17 protein-coding genes and 1 tRNA gene are annotated in these 18,042 nt (G+C 72.2%); 7 read left to right on the top strand and 11 right to left on the bottom strand.

Features of this window, described 5'->3' with window-relative positions:
- Positions 1–309: 309 nt before the first annotated feature.
- The 5 genes from ispD (at position 310) to EES41_RS17175 (ending at position 5,902) form a co-directional block, all read left to right on the top strand.
- Complete coding sequence (gene ispD, locus EES41_RS17195; RefSeq protein ID WP_123079379.1) at positions 310–1,065, top strand: 2-C-methyl-D-erythritol 4-phosphate cytidylyltransferase; 756 nt, start codon at positions 310–312, stop codon at positions 1,063–1,065.
- Positions 1,055–1,561, top strand: coding sequence for a 2-C-methyl-D-erythritol 2,4-cyclodiphosphate synthase (gene ispF / locus EES41_RS17190; protein WP_123079377.1), 507 nt, complete (start codon positions 1,055–1,057; stop codon positions 1,559–1,561). Before ispD ends, ispF begins: the two co-directional genes overlap by 11 nt.
- A 128-nt stretch (positions 1,562–1,689) precedes the next feature.
- Positions 1,690–3,090 carry a cysteine--tRNA ligase gene (gene cysS, locus EES41_RS17185; protein WP_008743940.1) on the top strand — a complete coding sequence of 467 codons (1,401 nt, stop codon included), beginning with the start codon at positions 1,690–1,692 and terminating at the stop codon, positions 3,088–3,090.
- A 124-nt stretch (positions 3,091–3,214) separates the two neighbouring features.
- Positions 3,215–4,186: a 23S rRNA (guanosine(2251)-2'-O)-methyltransferase RlmB gene (gene rlmB, locus EES41_RS17180; protein ID WP_008743941.1), complete on the top strand. Its 972-nt coding sequence runs from the start codon at positions 3,215–3,217 to the stop codon at positions 4,184–4,186.
- Between the two features lie 144 nt (positions 4,187–4,330).
- Entirely contained in the window at positions 4,331–5,902 is a 1,572-nt protein-coding gene (locus EES41_RS17175; protein WP_123079375.1) for a DoxX family protein, read from the top strand.
- A gap of 111 nt (positions 5,903–6,013) precedes the next feature.
- Here the strand turns inward: EES41_RS17175 and EES41_RS17170 are convergent, their stop codons facing one another.
- The 3 genes from EES41_RS17170 to EES41_RS17160 all read right to left on the bottom strand — a co-directional run bounded on the left by EES41_RS17170 (position 6,014) and on the right by EES41_RS17160 (position 8,586).
- Positions 6,014–6,829, bottom strand: coding sequence for a nucleotidyltransferase family protein (locus EES41_RS17170; protein ID WP_254211479.1), 816 nt, complete (start codon positions 6,827–6,829; stop codon positions 6,014–6,016).
- A 72-nt stretch (positions 6,830–6,901) separates the two neighbouring features.
- Positions 6,902–7,315 (bottom strand): hypothetical protein, encoded by a 414-nt coding sequence (locus EES41_RS17165; RefSeq protein WP_123079373.1) that lies wholly within the window; start codon positions 7,313–7,315, stop codon positions 6,902–6,904.
- A gap of 182 nt (positions 7,316–7,497) precedes the next feature.
- Entirely contained in the window at positions 7,498–8,586 is a 1,089-nt protein-coding gene (locus EES41_RS17160) for an ABC transporter ATP-binding protein (RefSeq protein WP_037797828.1), read from the bottom strand.
- Positions 8,587–8,789: 203 nt separating this feature from the next.
- Here EES41_RS17160 and EES41_RS17155 point away from each other — a divergent pair.
- Positions 8,790–8,864, top strand: a tRNA-Thr gene (locus tag EES41_RS17155).
- Between the two features lie 48 nt (positions 8,865–8,912).
- Here the strand turns inward: EES41_RS17155 and EES41_RS17150 are convergent.
- The 6 genes from EES41_RS17150 to EES41_RS17125 form a co-directional block, all read right to left on the bottom strand.
- On the bottom strand, positions 8,913–10,310 hold the full coding sequence (locus tag EES41_RS17150) for a tyrosine-type recombinase/integrase (RefSeq protein ID WP_123079371.1): 1,398 nt from the start codon (positions 10,308–10,310) through the stop codon (positions 8,913–8,915).
- A gap of 74 nt (positions 10,311–10,384) precedes the next feature.
- On the bottom strand, positions 10,385–10,585 hold the full coding sequence (locus EES41_RS17145; protein WP_123079369.1) for a helix-turn-helix domain-containing protein: 201 nt from the start codon (positions 10,583–10,585) through the stop codon (positions 10,385–10,387).
- Positions 10,586–10,859: 274 nt separating this feature from the next.
- Entirely contained in the window at positions 10,860–11,441 is a 582-nt protein-coding gene (locus EES41_RS43020; RefSeq protein WP_254211767.1) for a DUF3631 domain-containing protein, read from the bottom strand.
- Positions 11,442–11,995: 554 nt separating this feature from the next.
- On the bottom strand, positions 11,996–12,355 hold the full coding sequence (locus tag EES41_RS43015; RefSeq protein ID WP_254211478.1) for a hypothetical protein: 360 nt from the start codon (positions 12,353–12,355) through the stop codon (positions 11,996–11,998).
- On the bottom strand, positions 12,352–13,257 hold the full coding sequence (locus tag EES41_RS17130; RefSeq protein ID WP_123079365.1) for a bifunctional DNA primase/polymerase: 906 nt from the start codon (positions 13,255–13,257) through the stop codon (positions 12,352–12,354). Before EES41_RS17130 ends, EES41_RS43015 begins: the two co-directional genes overlap by 4 nt.
- 89 nt (positions 13,258–13,346) lie before the next feature.
- Complete coding sequence (locus EES41_RS17125; protein WP_123079363.1) at positions 13,347–14,006, bottom strand: DNA cytosine methyltransferase; 660 nt, start codon at positions 14,004–14,006, stop codon at positions 13,347–13,349.
- Between the two features lie 133 nt (positions 14,007–14,139).
- Between EES41_RS17125 and EES41_RS17120 the strand changes: the two genes are divergently transcribed.
- Entirely contained in the window at positions 14,140–15,123 is a 984-nt protein-coding gene (locus EES41_RS17120; RefSeq protein WP_123079361.1) for an HNH endonuclease, read from the top strand.
- 75 nt (positions 15,124–15,198) lie between these two features.
- Here EES41_RS17120 and EES41_RS17115 read toward each other — a convergent pair whose 3' ends face one another.
- Positions 15,199–15,681 (bottom strand): hypothetical protein, encoded by a 483-nt coding sequence (locus EES41_RS17115; RefSeq protein ID WP_254211477.1) that lies wholly within the window; start codon positions 15,679–15,681, stop codon positions 15,199–15,201.
- Between the two features lie 316 nt (positions 15,682–15,997).
- Positions 15,998–18,016, bottom strand: coding sequence for a plasmid transfer protein TraB (gene traB / locus EES41_RS17110; RefSeq protein WP_123082530.1), 2,019 nt, complete (start codon positions 18,014–18,016; stop codon positions 15,998–16,000).
- Positions 18,017–18,042: the final 26 nt, after the last annotated feature.

Here is an 18,042-nt window from a genome sequence, read left to right as displayed (position 1 = left end):
ACGACCAGCCGTACACAGCTGTGCCGCGGTGCCCGATGACAAGGAGACTTGTTGCCGGGCGCTGCGGCATGTCTGTATCCCCGCCGGCTCCGCCGCCCCCGATCCCCGCCCTCCCCGCCTTTCGCCCGGCCGCGCAGCCACCGGCCGCGCAGGTCGTGCCACTGACGTGCCGGGTCCGGGCAGCCGACTCGTCCGGTCGTCACGGAAGGGGCGAGGGGCGTCGCACCCGGCACCCTTCAGGCCATACCCACGTCGGCCGAAGTCACAAACCTGGTCGCCAAACCGGAGTCACACTCCCGGAGCTCCTTGATGTCTGACGAATCGCGCCCCCACCGCACCGCCGCGGTGATCCCGGCCGCCGGCCGCGGCGTACGCCTCGGCCCCGGTGCCCCCAAGGCCCTGCGGGGCCTCGGCGGCACGCCCATGCTCATCCACGCCGTCCGCGCCATGGCCCGCTCCCGCGCGGTGTCCCTCGTGGTCGTCGTCGCGCCGCCCGACGGCGCCGCCGAGGTGCGCAACCTGCTCGACGAGCACGCGCTGCCCGAACGCACCGAGATCCTCGTCGTCCCCGGCGGCGACACCCGGCAGGAGTCGGTGCGCGCCGGCCTCGACGCGCTGCCCGACGGCGTCACCACCGTGCTCATCCACGACGCCGCCCGCCCGCTGGTCCCCGTGGACACGGTCGACGCCGTCGCCCAAGCCGTCCGCGACGGCGCGCCCGCCGTGGTGCCCGCGATGCCGCTGGCCGACACCGTCAAGGAGGTCGAGCCCGGCAGGCCCGGCGAGGCCGAGCCGGTCGTCGCCACGCCCGAGCGGGCCCGGCTGCGCGCCGTACAGACCCCGCAGGGCTTCGACCTCGTCACGCTCAAGCGGGCCCACGACGAGCTCGCCGGTGACACCGTGGGCGGGGAGGGCGCCACCGACGACGCCGGAATGGTGGAACGCCTCGGCGTCACCGTCGTGGTCGTCCCCGGCCACGAAGAGGCCTTCAAGGTCACCCGTCCGCTCGACCTGGTCCTCGCCGAGGCCGTACTCGCCCGCAGGAGGGCCACCGATGCCTACTAGCCCCGACGCCCCGGCCCCCCTGATCCCGCTCGTCGGCATCGGCACCGACGTGCACGCCTTCGAGGCCGGCCGCGAGCTGTGGTGCGCCGGTCTGCTGTGGGAGGGCGAGGACGGCCTCGCCGGGCACTCCGACGGCGACGTCGCCGCGCACGCCGCCTGCGACGCCCTCTTCTCCGCCGCCGGCGTCGGCGACCTCGGCGCGCACTTCGGCACCTCCCGCCCCGAGTGGTCCGGCGCCGCCGGTGTCACCCTGCTGGCGGAGGCCGCCCGGATCGTCCGCGCCGAGGGCTTCGAGATCGGCAACATCGCCATCCAGGTGATCGGCGTACGCCCGAAGATCGGCAAGCGGCGCGAGGAAGCGCAGAAGGCGCTCGCCGCCGCCGCGGGCGCCCCCGTCTCCGTCTCCGGCACCACCACCGACGGCCTCGGCCTCACCGGCCGCGCCGAGGGCCTCGCCGCCATCGCCACGGCGCTGGTGTACCGGGACGCATCCTGACAAACCTGATAAATCCGTCCGAGCGGGGAGCGCGCCGGCGCGCCGCACCGCTCCGCTTCGGCAACAAAGCAACCCCGCGTCCCGAAAGGGTCGCGGGGCACTGCTACAGGGCCACTACCCTGGATGCCGTGACTATTCGCCTGTACGACACCAGCGCCCGGCAGATCCGCGACTTCACCCCGCTCGTTCCGGGCTGCGTCTCGATCTACCTCTGTGGCGCGACCGTGCAGGCCGCCCCGCACATCGGGCACATCAGGTCCGGCCTGAACTTCGACATCATGCGCCGCTGGTTCGCCTACCGCGGCTACGACGTCACCTTCATCCGCAACGTCACGGACATCGACGACAAGATCATCACGAAGTCGGCCGAGCAGGGCCGCCCCTGGTGGTCCATCGGCTACGAGAACGAGCGGGCCTTCAACGACGGTTACACCGCCCTCGGCTGCCTCCCGCCCACCTACGAGCCCCGCGCCACGGGCCACGTCACCGAGATGGTCGAGATGATGCGCGGCCTGATCGAGCGCGGTCACGCGTACGAGGCGGACGGCAACGTCTACTTCGACGTGCGCTCCTTCCCGGGCTACCTCGCGCTCTCCAACCAGGAGCTCGACAACCTCATGCAGCCCTCGGGCACGGGGGAGACGGGCAAGCGCGACCCGCGCGACTTCGCCATGTGGAAGTCCGCCAAGCCCGGCGAGCCGTCCTGGGAGACGCCGTGGGGCCGCGGCCGCCCGGGCTGGCACCTCGAATGCTCCGCCATGGCGCACAAGTACCTCGGCGCCGCCTTCGACATCCACGGCGGCGGCCTCGACCTGATCTTCCCGCACCACGAGAACGAGATCGCCCAGGCCAAGGCATACGGCGACGAGTTCGCGAAGTACTGGGTCCACAACGCCTGGGTCACCATGTCCGGCGAGAAGATGTCCAAGTCCCTCGGCAACTCGGTGCTCGTCTCCGAGATGGTCAAGGCCTGGCGCCCGATCGTCCTGCGCTACTACCTCGGCACCCCGCACTACCGGTCGATGATCGAGTACAGCGAGGAGGCGCTGCGCGAGGCGGAGTCCGCGTTCGCGCGCATCGAGGGCTTCTGCCAGCGCGTCGTGGAGAAGGCCGGCGGTCCCGTCGAACCCGCCGCCGAGGTCCCCCTCGCCTTCGCCGAGGTGATGGACGACGACCTGGGCGTCCCGCAGGCCCTCGCGATCGTCCACACCACCGTCCGGCAGGGCAACAGCGCCCTCGCCGCCGACGACAAGGACGCGGCCATCGCGCGCCTGTCGGAGGTACGGGCCATGCTGGGCGTCCTCGGCCTGGACCCGCTCGACCCGCACTGGGCGGGCGAGGCGGACCGCGGCGAGGACCTGCACGGCGCCGTCGACACGCTCGTACGCCTGGTCCTGGAGCAGCGGGAGTCCGCGCGGGGCCGCAAGGACTGGGCCACGGCCGACGCCATCCGCGACCAGCTCCAGCAGTCCGGGCTGGTCATCGAGGACAGCCCGAGCGGACCGCGCTGGACACTCGGCCCGCGCTGAGCCAAGCGGCCCGGCCGGGCAGGTCGGCCCGGGCGGGCAGGCAGGCACGGTGTGCCGCCCGGCGCTCCGGGCGGCACACTCTTCATACGTACATATCGCAGCACCAACGAAACAGGTAGAGGTCATGGCCGGGAACAGCCAGCGCAGGAACCGCCGCACGTCCAACAAGAAGGGCGCCACGGTCGGCAGCGGTGGCCAGCGGCGCAAGGGCCTGGAGGGCAAGGGCCCCACGCCCAAGGCCGAGGACCGCAAGAAGCACAAGGCCAACCGCATCAGCAACGCCATGGCGCGCCAGGCCGCCAAGCGCCGCCCGGCCCCGCGCCGCGGCGGCCCCAAGGGCACCAGCGAGATGGTCGTCGGCCGCAACCCGGTCTTCGAGGCGCTGCGCGACGGCGTGCCCGCCAGCACCCTCTACGTCCAGCAGTTCATCGACAACGACGAGCGCGTCCGCGAGGCCCTCCAGCTCGCGGCCGAGCGCGGCAACATCAACCTGATGGAAGCCCCGCGCCCCGAGCTCGACCGGTTGACCAACGGGCTCAACCACCAGGGCCTGGTCCTCCAGGTCCCGCCGTACGAGTACGCGCACCCGGAGGACCTCACCGCCGCCGCGTACGACAACGGCGAGGACCCGCTGATCGTCGCCCTCGACGGGGTCACCGACCCGCGCAACCTCGGCGCGATCGTCCGCTCCGTCTCCGCCTTCGGCGGCCACGGCGTGGTCATCCCCGAGCGCCGCGCCGCCGGCATGACCGCCGGCGCCTGGAAGACCTCGGCCGGCACCGCCGCCCGTACGCCGGTCTCCCGCGTCACCAACCTGACCCGCGCCCTCCAGGACTACAAGAAGGCCGGCATCACCATCGTCGGCCTCGCCGCCGAGGGCACGCACACGGTCAACGACCTCGCCGAGCTCGCGGGCCCGGTCGTCATCGTCGTCGGCTCCGAGGGCAAGGGCCTCGGCCGCCTCGTCGGCGAGAACTGCGACTACCTCGTCCGCATCCCGATGCCGGGCGGCGCCGAGTCGCTCAACGCCGGTGTCGCGGCGGGCGTCGTGCTGTACGAGGCCGCGCGCCGCCGCGCCGAGGCCCCGCGCCTCTGAGGCGAGCTTGATCCACTTGGCCCACGGAACCTGACCCGTGAGCGTGTCACCCCGCCCGTTCCGGGCGGGGTGACTTGATCTTGACGGGTCTCGGACACATCCCTGATGTCAAGGCAGTGTCCTAAAGACTCGTCACTCGGTTAGATGAGTGTGGACACCAGAACGTCAGGGTTCGACGACCAGCCCGCGCTGAGCATGGTCAAGGTGCCGTGCGACCCCGCACAGGTCATCGTCAACCACGCCAGCTTCCGCGTGCGGCTCGCACCGAGCACGAGCGCGCGTTCCAAGCCCGCGTACGCCCCCGGCCGCGCGCCCGTCCTCGGCGGTGCCGTGGCCGCCGCGGCCGGCGCCACCCGCCGCAGAGCCCCCGTCGTCTGGAGCGGCAAGTCCGCCCCCGGTGACGCCGCGGCCACCGGCGGACTCCTCCAGGCCGTCCGGGAGGCCGGCCGCGGCTACGACGCCTTCGAGGGCGGCGGCGGCACCCAGGTCATCCCCCGCGTCGACCTGGCCCACGACCTCGCCGAGGACACCCTCCCCACGCCGACCGTCATCGGCCAGCGCACCTACGGCGACCCGGACGAGACCCGTCCGCTGTCCGCCGTACGGGACCTGCCGCGCGAGCCGTACTACGGCGGACCCGCGGGCCCCGGCGGCCCCGGCGCCCCGGCGGACTCCCGCCAGGCCTCCGGCGACAGCCGCGCGCAGGCCTCGTACTACCCGGGCCGCCGGATGAACCTCGGCGTCGTGCTGCTCCCGCTGCGCGTCTTCCTCGGCTTCATCTCCATCTACGCCGGCATGGGCAAGCTGTGCGACCCCGTCTACTTCGACGGCGGCGAACGCGGCTCCATGGTCACCTGGCTCCACACCCTGCACCCCTGGGCGCTCGCCGAACCGCTGCGCGACTTCGCCCTCGCCCACCCCGTCGGGGCCGGGCTCACCGTGGCGTTCCTCCAGGTCATCGTGGGCGTGCTGACCGTGTTCGGGCTGTGGCAGCGGTTCGCCGCCTGCATCGGCGCCCTGCTGTCCGCCGCGCTGCTGATGACCGTGAGCTGGAAGACCGTCCCGGCCTACGACGCGCCCGACATCATCTACCTCGCCGCCTGGAGCCCGCTGATCATCGCCGGGGCCCCCGTCTACTCCCTCGACGGCCGCCTCGCCGGCGAGGCCTGGCGGACCCTCGGACCGCGCTCCGAGGTCTGGCGGCTGCGGCGCCGGGTGCTGCGCCGCGGGGCCGTCATGGCGACCATCGCCTGCGGGCTCACCCTGATCATCGGCTCCGTCCTCGGCGGGGCGGTCCGCTCCACCACCGTGGTCACCGTCCCCGGGCCCGGGGAGCCCCCGAGCAACTACCTGCCCGGCACCCCGCTGCCGCGGACGCCGGCCGGCCAGCCGTCCGCGCAGCCCCAGCGGCAGCAGGAGCAGCAGCCTTCCAAGGCGGCCGCGGAACCCTCCGCCAGCGCCTCCAAGTCCGCCTCCGCCAAGCCGGGCCGCACCGCCGCCTCCACCTCCGGCCCGGGCACCGCCCAGAAGGGCGCCGGCGCCGGCTCCCAGTCGCCCACCGCGACGCGGGGCAGCGGCGGCGGCCAGACCCCGCGCGGCAGCGCGCCGCGGCAGTCCGCCCCGCAGCAGCGGCCGTCCTCGTCGTCGGGGAGCGGCGGCGGGGGCGGCGAGGCCCCGGCCAAGAAGCCCGGCCTGGTCGGGGGACTGCTCGGCTGAGTCCCGTCGTACGTACGCGGAAGGGCCCGGCGCGCGAGGAGCGCGCCGGGCCCTTCCGTATGCCGGTCTGGCCGGTGCGGCCGGTCTGGCCGGTGCGGCCGGCGCGTGGGCTCAGGAGGCGTTCTGCGCGGCCAACTCCCGTGCCGCCTCGGTGAGGTCCTTCGCGGTGTCGATCGCCCGCCAGTAGGCCCCCTGGGGCAGCGGGAAGCCCGCGAGGCGCCGCTCCCGGGCCAGCCGAGGGAACGTCGTCCGCTCGTGGTCCCCCAAGTCCGGGAGCAGCGCGGCGAATTCGGCGCCGAAGACGTACACCCCGGCATTGATCAGATAAGGCGACGGCGGGGCCTCGATGAAGTCCAGGATCTGCCCGAACTCGTTCGTCTCCACCACCCCCCACGGGATCCGCGGCCGGGCCAGCGCCAGCGTCGCCACCGCCCCGCGCTCCGCGTGGAACGCCGCCATCTCGCGCAGCGAGAACCGCGTCCAGATGTCTCCGTTCGTCGCGTACCAGGGCCGGTCCGGGTGCGGGAGGTGGCGCGCGGCGTACTTGAGGCCCCCGCCGCGCCCCAGCGGCTCCTCCTCGACCACGGTGGTCACGCGGAGCGGCAACCGGGCCCGCGCCAGCCACTCCTGGAGCACCTCGGCGAGGTGCCCGCAGGACACGACGGCGTCCGTGACCCCCTCGGCGGCCAGCCAGGCCAGCTGGTGCCCGATGATCGGCGTCCCCGTGCCGGGGATCTCGACCATCGGCTTGGGCCGGTCGTCCGTGTACGGCCGCAGCCGCGAGCCCTGGCCGCCCGCCAGGACGACGGCCTGGGTGGGGGAGGCCGGGAACGCGGCCGCGGAATCGGTGGACGTAGGGGCGGGGGGCGGTACGGGTGATGCGGGTGATGCGGGCGGTACGGGGGATGCGGAGGGAACGTCGGTCATGGCGGCCAGAGTAGGGAGCGCCGGGCTCCGGCGGCCGCCGACGCGACGTGCGTCAACCGGCGTCGGCCGTCGTCAGCCCATGGAGGCGACGCCGGACGCGTACGCGGTGTCGCACACGGGCCGCGCGAAGGACTGCGCCTTCGTCGGACCGTACGCCTCCACGGCGGCCCGGCCGAGCGCCCGCGCGATGCCCACGCAGTGGTCGGTGAGCGACGGCCGCCGGTCCACCTCCTGCTGGAGGTGCGTCAGGACGACGCCGGGCGCCTCGCCCTGCTGCAGCTCGGTCATGAGCTTGTCGCGGAGCACGTCCTGCGCGGCGCGCGGCTTCGCGGGGACGGAGACGTCCTCGGCGGACGCGGTCAGGATCTGGGAGGGAGTGTTGTCCGCCCAGGGGACCATCGTGACCGCGAGGGTCCCGGACAGGACCAGGACGACGGGCAGGACCAGGGCGAGGGAACGGCCGATACGGCGGGCAGTGTGGGTCACGAGGGCGAGAGTAGCGCTCGGTGAAGTTTTGGAGACAATTAGTCACCCGGTCGGGGGATGGTTCGACGTGGTTTTTCGAATAAAGGGTTGACGGGCGGGGCCGAATGGCCCGGTCCGCCCGGAACTCACCACGAAGGGGCGCCCCTTGGCGGAGCGCCCCTTCATGTCACGCCGGTACCCGGTCAGTCGGAGAGGCGCGCACCCGAGGACGTCGAGAACACGTGGATCTCGGCGGGGCGCGGCACCACGTGCAGGGTCGAGCCCTTCTCCGGCACCTGGCGGCCGCCGACGCGCACGACGATGTCCTGCGAGCCCTTCTCGGCCGGGGTGACGCCGTAGACGTACCCGTCGGCGCCGAGTTCCTCGACGACGTTGACGGTGATGGTCAGGCCGCCCGAGTCCGCGACGTCGAAGTGCTCGGGTCGGACGCCCACGGTGACGGTGCGGTCGCCGGCGTCGGCCGCGGCCGTAAGCGCCTCGCGGGACACCGGGACGACGCTGTCGCCGAACTTCACGCCGCCGTCGGTGATCGGGACCTCGACCAGGTTCATGGCGGGCGAGCCGATGAAGCCGGCGACGAACAGGTTCGCCGGGCGGTCGTACATGTTGCGCGGGGTGTCGACCTGCTGGAGCAGCCCGTCCTTGAGGACGGCCACGCGGTCGCCCATCGTCATGGCCTCGACCTGGTCGTGGGTGACGTAGACGGTGGTGATGCCGAGGTCGCGCTGGAGCGCCGCGATCTGCGTGCGCGTGGACACGCGCAGCTTCGCGTCCAGGTTCGACAGCGGCTCGTCCATCAGGAACACCTGCGGCTTGCGCACGATCGCGCGGCCCATGGCGACGCGCTGGCGCTGACCGCCGGAGAGCGCCTTCGGCTTGCGGTCGAGGTACTGGGTCAGGTCCAGCATCTTCGCCGCGTCCTCCACCTTGCGGCGGATGGTGGCCTTGTCCTCGCCGGCGATCTTGAGCGCGAAGCCCATGTTGTCGGCGACGGACATGTGCGGGTACAGCGCGTAGTTCTGGAACACCATCGCGATGTCCCGGTCCTTGGGCGGCAGGTGCGTGACGTCGCGGTCGCCGATGCGGATGGCGCCGCCGTTGACGTCCTCCAGGCCGGCCAGCATGCGCAGCGAGGTGGACTTGCCGCAGCCGGAGGGGCCGACGAGGACGAGGAACTCGCCGTCCTCGATCTCCAGCTCCAGCTGGTCGACGGCGGGCTTGTCGCCGCCGGGGTACAGCCGGGTCGCCTTGTCGAAGGTGACAGAAGCCATGGTGATGAATCCCTTCTACCGGCAGGAACGTGCCGGACGATCCGAGTGGAAGGTCTAGTCCAGTAATCGGACTTCCGCCCGACGCTACCCCCCGATCCGCCTCCTGTCAGCCCCCGCACGGCGGTGACTTCCCGGGCGGCCGGCGGCGGCCCGCAACGTGATGGCCCCGGGAATGGCGCTCTGTGTAAAGTGAGGACGGCCTCGCCTCCTTAGCTCAGTCCGGCCAGAGCAACGCACTTGTAATGCGTAGGTCGTCGGTTCGAATCCGACAGGGGGCTCTGCTGGGATCCCAGCTCAGATCCGTTCTGAGCTGGGATTTTCTTGTTTCAGCGGATCTTGCGGCGGCGCCGGGCACGGGCCGCATGGGTGCTCTCTGTCTCAGTTCTGGTCTCAGTGGGGCCCATGGGAGCGGGTGCGGGACCGGGCATGAAGGTCTCTCCCATCCGCCGCATTGCCTCTCGGGACAGCTCGGAGCGGCCCTTCACGTAGCGGCGGGTCTGGCTGATCTGGGTGTGCCGGAGGATCTCCATGATCGTGGGCATGTCCACCCCCAGCTCGTTCAGGATCGTGCCGGCCGTGTGACGGCTTCCGTCGTGCTGGCGGCGGTCGCTGATTCCGGCTTCGGCGAGCAGCTCCTTGAACTCCGCCCAGTCGGCCCGCGGGTCCAGCGGCCGGCCGTCCTCCCGGGTGAACACCGCGTCGCACTCCTCCCACAGCTCCCCGGCGGCCCGCCGCTGCTCCTTCTGCTTCGTCCGGTGCTCCAGCAGGTAGGGCAGGAAGGGCGGCGGGATCGGCACCGGGTTCTGGCTCTTCTTCGTCTTGGGCCGGGTGAAGGCGAGACCCCCGCCCTTCCGCTCCGGGCAGGCGCTGGCGTGCCGCCGGCACGTGGGCGGGCACGGCGGCGGGCACCCGCGGACGTAGTTCTTGTGCGTCGAGCAGCCGGGCGGGCACGGCTCGAACCTGTGGAGCCGGGCCCCGCAGGCGCGGGCGTCCGCGCACCCGTGCTTCCAGGTGAGCCGCTGGAGCTGCCACGCGGGATGGAACAGCCCCTGCTCCAGGTCCACGTACGGCCAGCGCAGGCCCAGCGCCTCACCCTGCCGGAAGCCCATGCCGACCCCGATCGCCCACCGCATGAACGTCGGACGCTTGGCGGCGGCCGCGAGAAACGCCCTCGACTCGTCGCGCGAGAAGGGGTTGGCCTCGGTCTCGTCCACGGAGGGCGGGTCCACGAGGGTGGCGACGTTCTCGTTGATGATCCGGCGGCGCTGGGCGATCTTCAGGGCCCGGGAGAGGATCCGGTGCACCTTCACCACGTGGGACGCGGCGTGCCCCTCCTTCAGCATCGCCGCGTACATCACCTCCAGGTGCTCCGGGGCGAGCTTGTCGAGCCGGTGCTTGCCGATGCCCGGGACGATGTCGTTGCGGGTCTTCGACCAGTAGTCGTCCAGGGACCGCGGCTTGAGCTTCAGGCTCGCGATGGTCGACAGGTAGGTGTCCATCCACTGCGCGACGGTCGGCTTTCGCCCGGCCTTCGTGGCCCGGCCCTCGTCGCGCAGCTTTTCCAGCTCGCGGACCTTCTTGGCGACGGCAGCCTCGGTCTTGGCCCGGCGGTGCCGGCGGTCGGGCCCACCGTCCGCCTTCACGCCCATCGTGACGCGGCCGTGCCACCACCCGTCACTGCCCAGGTAGATGGACGACTCCATGTTCGGCTTGCGGGTGCTCATGGGCTCTTGTGTTCCTCCATGCGGAAGGCGGCCCCGGGGAGTCCCCGGGGCCGCCAGCGGGTGGCGCTGAGCGATCAGACGGACTGCGGCGGGAGCTGGGCGGCGAACGCGTCGACGTCGGACCGGCGGATCCGGCGGGCCCGGCCGACCTTGACGAACGGCAGCTCGCCCGCGGCCATCAGCTCGTAGACGGTGGAGCGGCCGAGGGAGAGCAGTTCGGCGGCGACGTCCACGGTGCAGAGGACGCGGGCGGAGGGGGTGACGGCGGTGGTCATCTGAGTGCCTCCACGGCGACGGACTGACGGGGCTTCTCATCCCCGTTGGTGGGAATCCGCTACTGCCGCTACCTCCGCTACCGCCCTGGTCAGGGGCTTGATCGAGGTAGCGGATTGGGTAGCGGTAGCGGATAGACGCGCGACCGGCCCGGCCGTTGGGGGCCGGGCCGGTAGCGGGAGGTGCTGTTCGGGTAGCGGATGGTTTCGGGCTATCCGCTACCTCCGCAGGGCCTGTGACCTGCGCGGTAGCGGAGGTAGCGGAAGTAGCGGATTCTCAGGGGGTGGGGGGAGGGCAGTACCTCGTCCACGCGTCGGCGAGATCGGCCGCGTAGTACCCCTTGAGGACGGCTCCGCCGGTCTTGATGTTGCGGGGCTCGATGGGCTTGTTGTCCCCGGTCATGTACTCGCCGAGCATCTTGGCCAGGCCCCGGGAGGTCAGCGGCTTGCCGCCCATGTCCGCCCACGGCGCTTCCTCCAGCGCGTAGAGGCGGTCCAGGACGGAGATGGTGGGCAGTCGCTCGATCCCGTTGAGGACGTGGTCGCGCAGGTCGGTGAGCAGGCGGATTCCGATGCTGCCCTTGTCGTCCTGCTTGGACGCGGCGACGATCTGCGCGCAGGCGGCGCGGGCCCGGGCCGGCCAGTCGCCCCCCGCCGCATCGGCGACGGCGATGAGCGGCTCCCACACGTCGGCGGGACGGTCGGTGACCTCGTCGGGCATATCGGGGAACACCCCGTCGACCAGATGCCGGACGCTGTCTGCCCAGGCGGCGAGCCGGTCGCGCAGGGCGTGACCCTCGGGGGCGTGCAGGCGGCGACGGAAGGGCTGTACGCGTTCGTTGCGGGCCCGGCGGCGCATCCGGATGATGACCGACCGGGTCAGGATCGTGTCCGGCAGCGAGCCGAGCCCGGCCATGGCGACCACGCAGAAGCTGGGGAACTCCTGGACGGTCTGGTTGGTGCCGTCGCCGACGCACCGCCACATGCCGGCGCCCCGGTGGTGGCCGGCGTTCAGGAACCCGCGCAGGGGCTCGTTGTCCCCGGCCTTGGGGCCGAAGATCGTGTCGACCTCGTCGAAGAGGATCGTGGGCCGGTTCTCCAGGGTGGAAACGGCCCGGAACAGGACCGGGGCGGACGCGTTCGCGGCCACCAGCGGCTGAGGTACCAGGGTCTCCACGATCTCCAGCGCGCGGGACTTCCCCGACCCGGGTTCGGGGGAGAGGAACGCGAGCCGCGGGGTGGAGTCGAAGCAGTCCAGCAGGTGCGCGTGAGCGTCCCACAGGGCGACGGCGACGTACGCGGCTTCGGTGGGGAAGACGTTGAAGCGCCGGTGGAAGGCCTCCACCTCGTCCAGCAGGCGGGAGCCGTCCGTGGCCGTCGGGGTGGACGCGGGCAGGGTCTGGGTGTCGGCGGTCATGCGGCCTTCCTCCGGTGAGCGGTGGCGATGCGGCCCAGTGGGCATGCGGCGCGGTGGTCGGTGTGGAGCTGGATCAGGGCGAGGACCTGCCGCTGCCCGACGGCGGAGCGGTTGTGCCCGCACTCGCACGTCGAGGTGGCGGTGGGGACGGCGCCGCGCGGGGCGTAGATGTGCAGGACGGCGACGACGTACCGGCCGTCCGCAGGGCGCGGGTCACGGAGAAGGGCAGAAGGGACGCCTTCGGCGACGACCTTCGGCGCCCCACCGCCGCCCGTGGCCGGGGCCGGTTCGGCGGAGCTGGGGCCGGTGGGGGCGGGGGTGAGGCTCTTCAAGGAGGAACGGGGGCGGTGGTTCATGCCGTCCGCCTCATCGCGTTGCGGGCGATGGACCAGTTCAGACCGGAGCGGATCGTGGCGCGGCACTCGGAAGACGGCAGGCCGGCCGACTCCCCCGCCCATTGAAGAGCCTCCTCCACCACCTCGCGGCCGAGGTCGCCCGCGGCGATGAACCGCCCCAGAGCCCGGGCGGCCCGCAGCAGCGTCCCGTTGCGCTCTCCGTCCGGGGCCGACTCGACCGACGCCGTCTCGGCGTTCAGGGCGGCGGCCGCGTACCGGCCAGTGCGGTGGGTGGTTGCGGGGCGGCCGGTGAGCTGACGCAGGGCCTGCCGGGGAGCGAGCAGGGAGTACAGCCACGTCGGGAACGGCGCCGGGGCCGTCGGATCGGTGACCTCGTACGCCCCTACCGCCGTGATGCTGCCGGGCGCGACGACGTAGCCGCCCCACGCGCGGGTGTCGATGAGCGGTCCGAGCCTGCCCGCCGAGTTCCCCAGCCGGACCCCGGCCGGGGCGGTGAAGTACAGGTGGGATCCGCCGGTGGGCGTCCTCACCGAGAGCGTGGCCGGGACGGGCTGCCCGGCGCGCTCGCAGAGCGCCTGGAAGGTGTCCGCGCCGCACGGCGCGTCCGAACTGCCCTTGCCCTTCGGCACGTCGAGGTCGACCACGACAAGGGACGAAGGGCCCGTGGCGATACCGACGTTGAAGGCGATCCGGTCCCACGCGCGGCGGATCCGGTCCGGGTCGCTGGTGGCCCGTACCTCCCACTTGCGGTGCCCACCGGCACAGTCCCCCAGACCGGGACAGTGCTCTTCCCCGTGCAGAGCGGGACGCTTCTGCCCGGGCCGGAGCGGGAACACGCTCCAACCCAGGGCAGCGGCATCGAGCGCGGCGGTCAGCAGCGCGGATGCGGGTTGATAGGTCATCCTTGATTCCTCCAGTGAGAGCTGGAAGAGGGCGGCCCGGACTTTGCCGAGACGGGGCCGCCCTCGTGTGTGACGTGGTGTAGGCCTTTTCAGGCGGCGGCTGTGGCTCGCTGGGCGAGGTATTGGCTGGCGATCCAGTGGGCGTAGGCCGGGGGTACGGCTTGGCGGGCCTCGACGTTGCTCATCCACGTGCAGCCCATGGCGTCCGCGTAGGCCCGCTCTCCCTTGTGCTCGAAGGCAAGCAGTCCCTTGTGGTGCCAGCAGGGCGGGACGAGGTCTCCCCCGCCGCCCCAGGAGGTTTCGAAGGTGCGGTGGCGGCGGACGTTGAGTCCGAACTGGCTGCCGCAGAGGAGGTAGTCCGGGCGTAGAGGGGCTTCGGGGACGTTTTCGATGACCCAGGGGCGGTGGCTGGCCTGCATGAGCTTCTTCCCGGGGGTCAGGAGGTCGGGGTGCTCGTCGCGATCCCCTCGCCAGGCCGTGACGCGGGCGAAGCGTTGGCAGGGCCAAGACGCGTGGACCAGGTCGAAGACCTCGATCTCGCCGGAGGCGATGAGCGCGGTGAGGTAGGCGATGGCGTCGGCTTGGTGGAAGGTGAAGGGGTAGTTGGGCTGGGGCCGGTTGTCGACGCCGACGACGTCGAACCCGGCCAGGTGGTAGCCCATCGAGACGCCGCCGGCACCGCAGCACAGATCGAGCACGCGGGGTTTCCGGCGTATCGGTCGGGTGGGTAAGGCCAGGACTAGGTCCATGTGTCTCCTCGTGAGCCCCTCGCACGACTCCTCGCCTTTGCAGGCTGGGGGCGTTGTCGGAGGGGGCGGTTAGATTTGTCGCGACCGTGGATCTTGTGCGGCCCGTGTGTACGGCCGCAGTGAGGGGGTAGCGATGGGCGCGTGGCTGGTGCTGGCGGTGGCCGACGACGATCGGACGCACGGCGGGAACGACGGCTACGACGACGAGCCGTCGCGGCACTACAGCTGGGACAGCACCGTCCCCAACCACGCGGCCATCGCCGTCGGCGACGTGATCGCCCTGTGGGACAAGAAGTCCCTGCTCGGCGTCTCCGTCATCGAGGGAATCGACGTGGGCTCGGCGGTGAAGGACACCTACAGCTGTCCGGCCTGCATGCGGGCCAGCTTCAAGGCCCGCCGCACCAAGACGCCCACCTACCTGTGCTGGGACTGCAAGGCCGAGTTCGACACACCGATCACCCAGACCAAGCAGGTCACCACCTACCGGTCCCGGCACGGCATCAACTGGGTCGACATGGCCGGCCTGCTGACCGGCGCCGAACTGCGCAGCCTGTGCGACTCACCCAAGTCCCAGCAGAGCCTGCGCCCGTTCGCCTGGGACAAGATGCGGGCCGCGATCTTGGCCACCGGCCAGCCCACCAGCGTCGACATCGCCGACGCCGCCCAGCAGCCCGCCATCCCCGGCGGCCACAAGACCACCATGGTCCGCGCCCGGGTCGGACAGGCCGCGTTCCGGCGGCGCCTGCTCAACGAACACGGCCAGATGTGCGCCTTCACCGGCCCGGCACCCGCCACGGTCCTGGAAGCCGCCCACCTCTACAGCTACGCCGCAGACGGCCAGCACCACCCCAGCGGCGGACTGCTGCTGCGGCGCGACCTGCACCGCCTGTTCGACCTGGGACTCATCGCGGTCCACCCGACGACCGGGACGCTGGACATCTCTGCCCAGCTGGCCGCTTACCCCCACTACGCCCAGCTGCACGGCCAGCCGGTCCAGGCCGTCCTCAACAAGGACCACCGGACCTGGCTCGGCGCCCACTGGGACCTGCACCGCGCATCCCACCAGGTCGTGCTGCCCAAGCAGGCGAGCGTCGAACAGACCGCCATCACCGTCTGACAACATCGACGGCCGGCGGCAGCATCCGTCCGGGGGGCCGGAGTGCTTGCTGCCGCCCTCGGCCTTGGACACCGGTCAGCGGTTGTTGAGGGTTCCGGTGGCGCGGCCGAAGAGGCCGGTGGCGCTGATGTTCTGGGTGATGTGCTGGACCGGCGCCCCGCCCCGGCCGCCCCTGCCGCGGCCGGTGCGGAGGATCAGGGGGAGGGCGGTGCCGGCGGCGATGAGCGCGACGAGGGCCCAGAGGGCTTCGGCCATGGCGAGGACTCCGGGGGCGGCGTAGGAGATTCCGATTCCGGCGGCGCCGATGCCTCCCCCGACGGTCGGGGCCAACAGCGCGGTGGTCTTGGCCCACGTCGGCACCGTGACCGGAGGGGCCGGGGTGGGGGCGACCCCGATGGGGGCGGGGTGGGTGTAGGCGAGGGTGCGGGTGCCGTCGGGGAGGGTGACCCAGCTGATGCCCGAACCGGAGGGGAGCGCCGGCATCGAGGCGGCGTGGTGGTTCGGGGCGGGGTTCCAGGCGATCGGGGTGGGGAGGTGGACGGCCGGTTCGCGGGGCATGTGGACGCCTCCCGGGTGTGGGTCGGGCCCGCGCCGGATACGTGGCGCGGGCCCGATGGGTGAGGTGTCAGAGCGTGGGTGTCAGGGGGTGTCAGGCGGGGGTGTCAGGGCGCGTGACACCCGCTCCCGCCTAAGGGTTTGGGTGTCACGCGGCCGTGACGGTGTCAGGTGTCAGGCCCAGTCGGGGTCGTCCGTCTCCGCCATGAAGGCGGCGAACTCGGCCTGGTCGGCTTCCTCGTAGTCGTCGATCATCTGCGCGAGGTTGAGGTCGCGTCATTCGCGGTCGATCGAGTCCATCTCTCCTCCAGGGGTGGTGTCAGGCGGCGGCCAGGGCGGGGACGATCCGCCACCGGCCGGTCTGGGTCGTGGGCTCCAGGCGGCCTTCCATGGCGGCGTCCTTGAGGCGGGCGGAGACCCAGGGGCGGCTGTAGCCGTTGGTGTCACACCAGTCGAGGAAGTCCTTCGGGCCGACGATCATCTGCCCGGCTTCCTCGAACTCATCGAGGGCGCGGGCGAACAGCTCCCGGGCCTCCTCCGGGGACGGCTTGTAGCCGGAGCTCAGGGCGAACAGCGGGGCGTCGTCGCCCTCGGCGGCCGCGGGAAGCTCGGCGTCCGGGTCGATGTCGGCGTCCTCGGGGTCGAGCTGCTCGCCGTCGATCAGCTCCTCCTTGTTGTGCTCCTGCTCGTGCTGCATGGTGGTGTGCTCCGTTTCGTTGGGCTGGCGGCCGGTGTAGGCGCGGCCGACGATCGCCTTGGCCGCTGCGGCTGTGACCGGGTCGGCGCTCGCTCCGTTGCGGACGGTCCACTGCGCGAGCATCTCCATGACCGCAGTGGCGGCCTGGGTGAACTGCTGCGTGCGGGCAGGGGCCGCGTACCGGTCGGGGTCGACGCCGCCCGCGACGACGTAGCAGTAGCCAGGCCGGCGGTTGCCCCACGCCCCGGGGTGGGCACCCGCGTTGATGACCGCCTCGGGGAGGCTGAACCCTTCGTCGCGGGGGTCGCAGCCGAGTGCGATCACGGACGGCAGCGAGGCCCTGGTGCTGGTGGACATCTGGTCGTAACTGGGCCGCTGGAGCGACACGATCAGCGAGCACCCGGCGGACCGGGCTTCCTGGGCGATGCCGGTGAACGCGTCATCCCCCAGCGCGCGGAGCGTGTTGGCGGCCTCCTCCATCCACGCGACCATGTAGGGCATGCCCTCGCAGCCGCAGGCCGTGCCGTCCGGCCGGCAGGAGTGCGCCGGGTCGGTCTGCGGCTGGGCGGCCTGGGGCGTCCACTGCCGGTAGGAGTGCTTGCCGAGCCACCCGGTCCGGGCCGGGATGACGTGCTGGAGTGCGGCGACCATCGCTTCCGTGCCGGACCCGCCCTCTACCGCCCAGTCGTAGGCGGGTAGCAGCGGCCGGAAGTCCTGGAAGCTCTTGGGGTCCGAGAGCCACATGATCACGTCGCGGCGCGACAGGATTTCCGTCTGGATGTTCAGCGCGGTGTCGCCCTTGCCCGATCCGGTGCCGCCCGCGATCAGGAAGTGCTGGGCGTTGCGGCCTTGCGCGGGGTCGCCGGGCAGCCAGATCACCAGCGGGGTGCCGTCGTCGTACCGGCCGATGATGAGCGGTTCCATGATCGAGCCGCCGACGTTGGAGGGGCCCGCCCATTCTTGCGGCTCGGTCAGCCTGTCCTTGGGCACGATGACCAGTTCGCCGCGCCGGGCGGAGTCCGGGTCGGCCTGGTAGCGGACCGCCGACTGCGGCAGGTCCAGCGCCGAGGCGATCCGCACCAGGGCGCGGGCCACGTCGTCGTTGGTCTGCTCGCCGCCCTCCAGCAGCAGGTTGGCGGTGACCCGGTTCGGCTCGACCTCGGTCCGGCCGATCTTCGCTTTCGCCAGGCCGACCTTCTCCAGAAGGCTCTTGTCCGCCGACCCGCTCACCGCACCGTCCGTCGTGCGCAGCGCCATCCTCACGTTCCAGGACAACGCGAGGACCGCACCGCCCATCAGGAAGGCATCCGGCAGAATCCCGGCCAGAGGACCCGCGAGCGCCGCCCCGGCGAACCAGCTCGATCCGGCTGCCACGGTGATCGCGGAGTGCAGGCGGCGCTGGGCGCTGGTCTCGCGCCCGGCCCACCAGGTCGCCCCGGTCAGAGCCACGGCCGACAACGTCAGGCCGACTCCGGCACCGACCGAGTCCGCCCACATCAGGTGCGCGCCGGACCCGGCGACGCCAACCCCGGCCACGCCCAGCCACGGCGGCAGGTGCGGCATCGCCCGGCGCACCAGGTATCCGCCGATCCCCGAACCGCCGGAGCGTCCGCCGCCGCGTGTCGCGAGGACAGCGGTCATGTCCAGGTCCCTTTCGTTCTCGTCGA

It is taken from the genome of Streptomyces sp. ADI95-16 (assembly GCF_003721495.1).
Lineage (GTDB): Bacteria > Actinomycetota > Actinomycetes > Streptomycetales > Streptomycetaceae > Streptomyces > Streptomyces goshikiensis.
The sequence above is the reverse complement of the archived record's forward strand: the minus strand, read 5'-3'. Positions and strand labels throughout refer to the sequence as shown.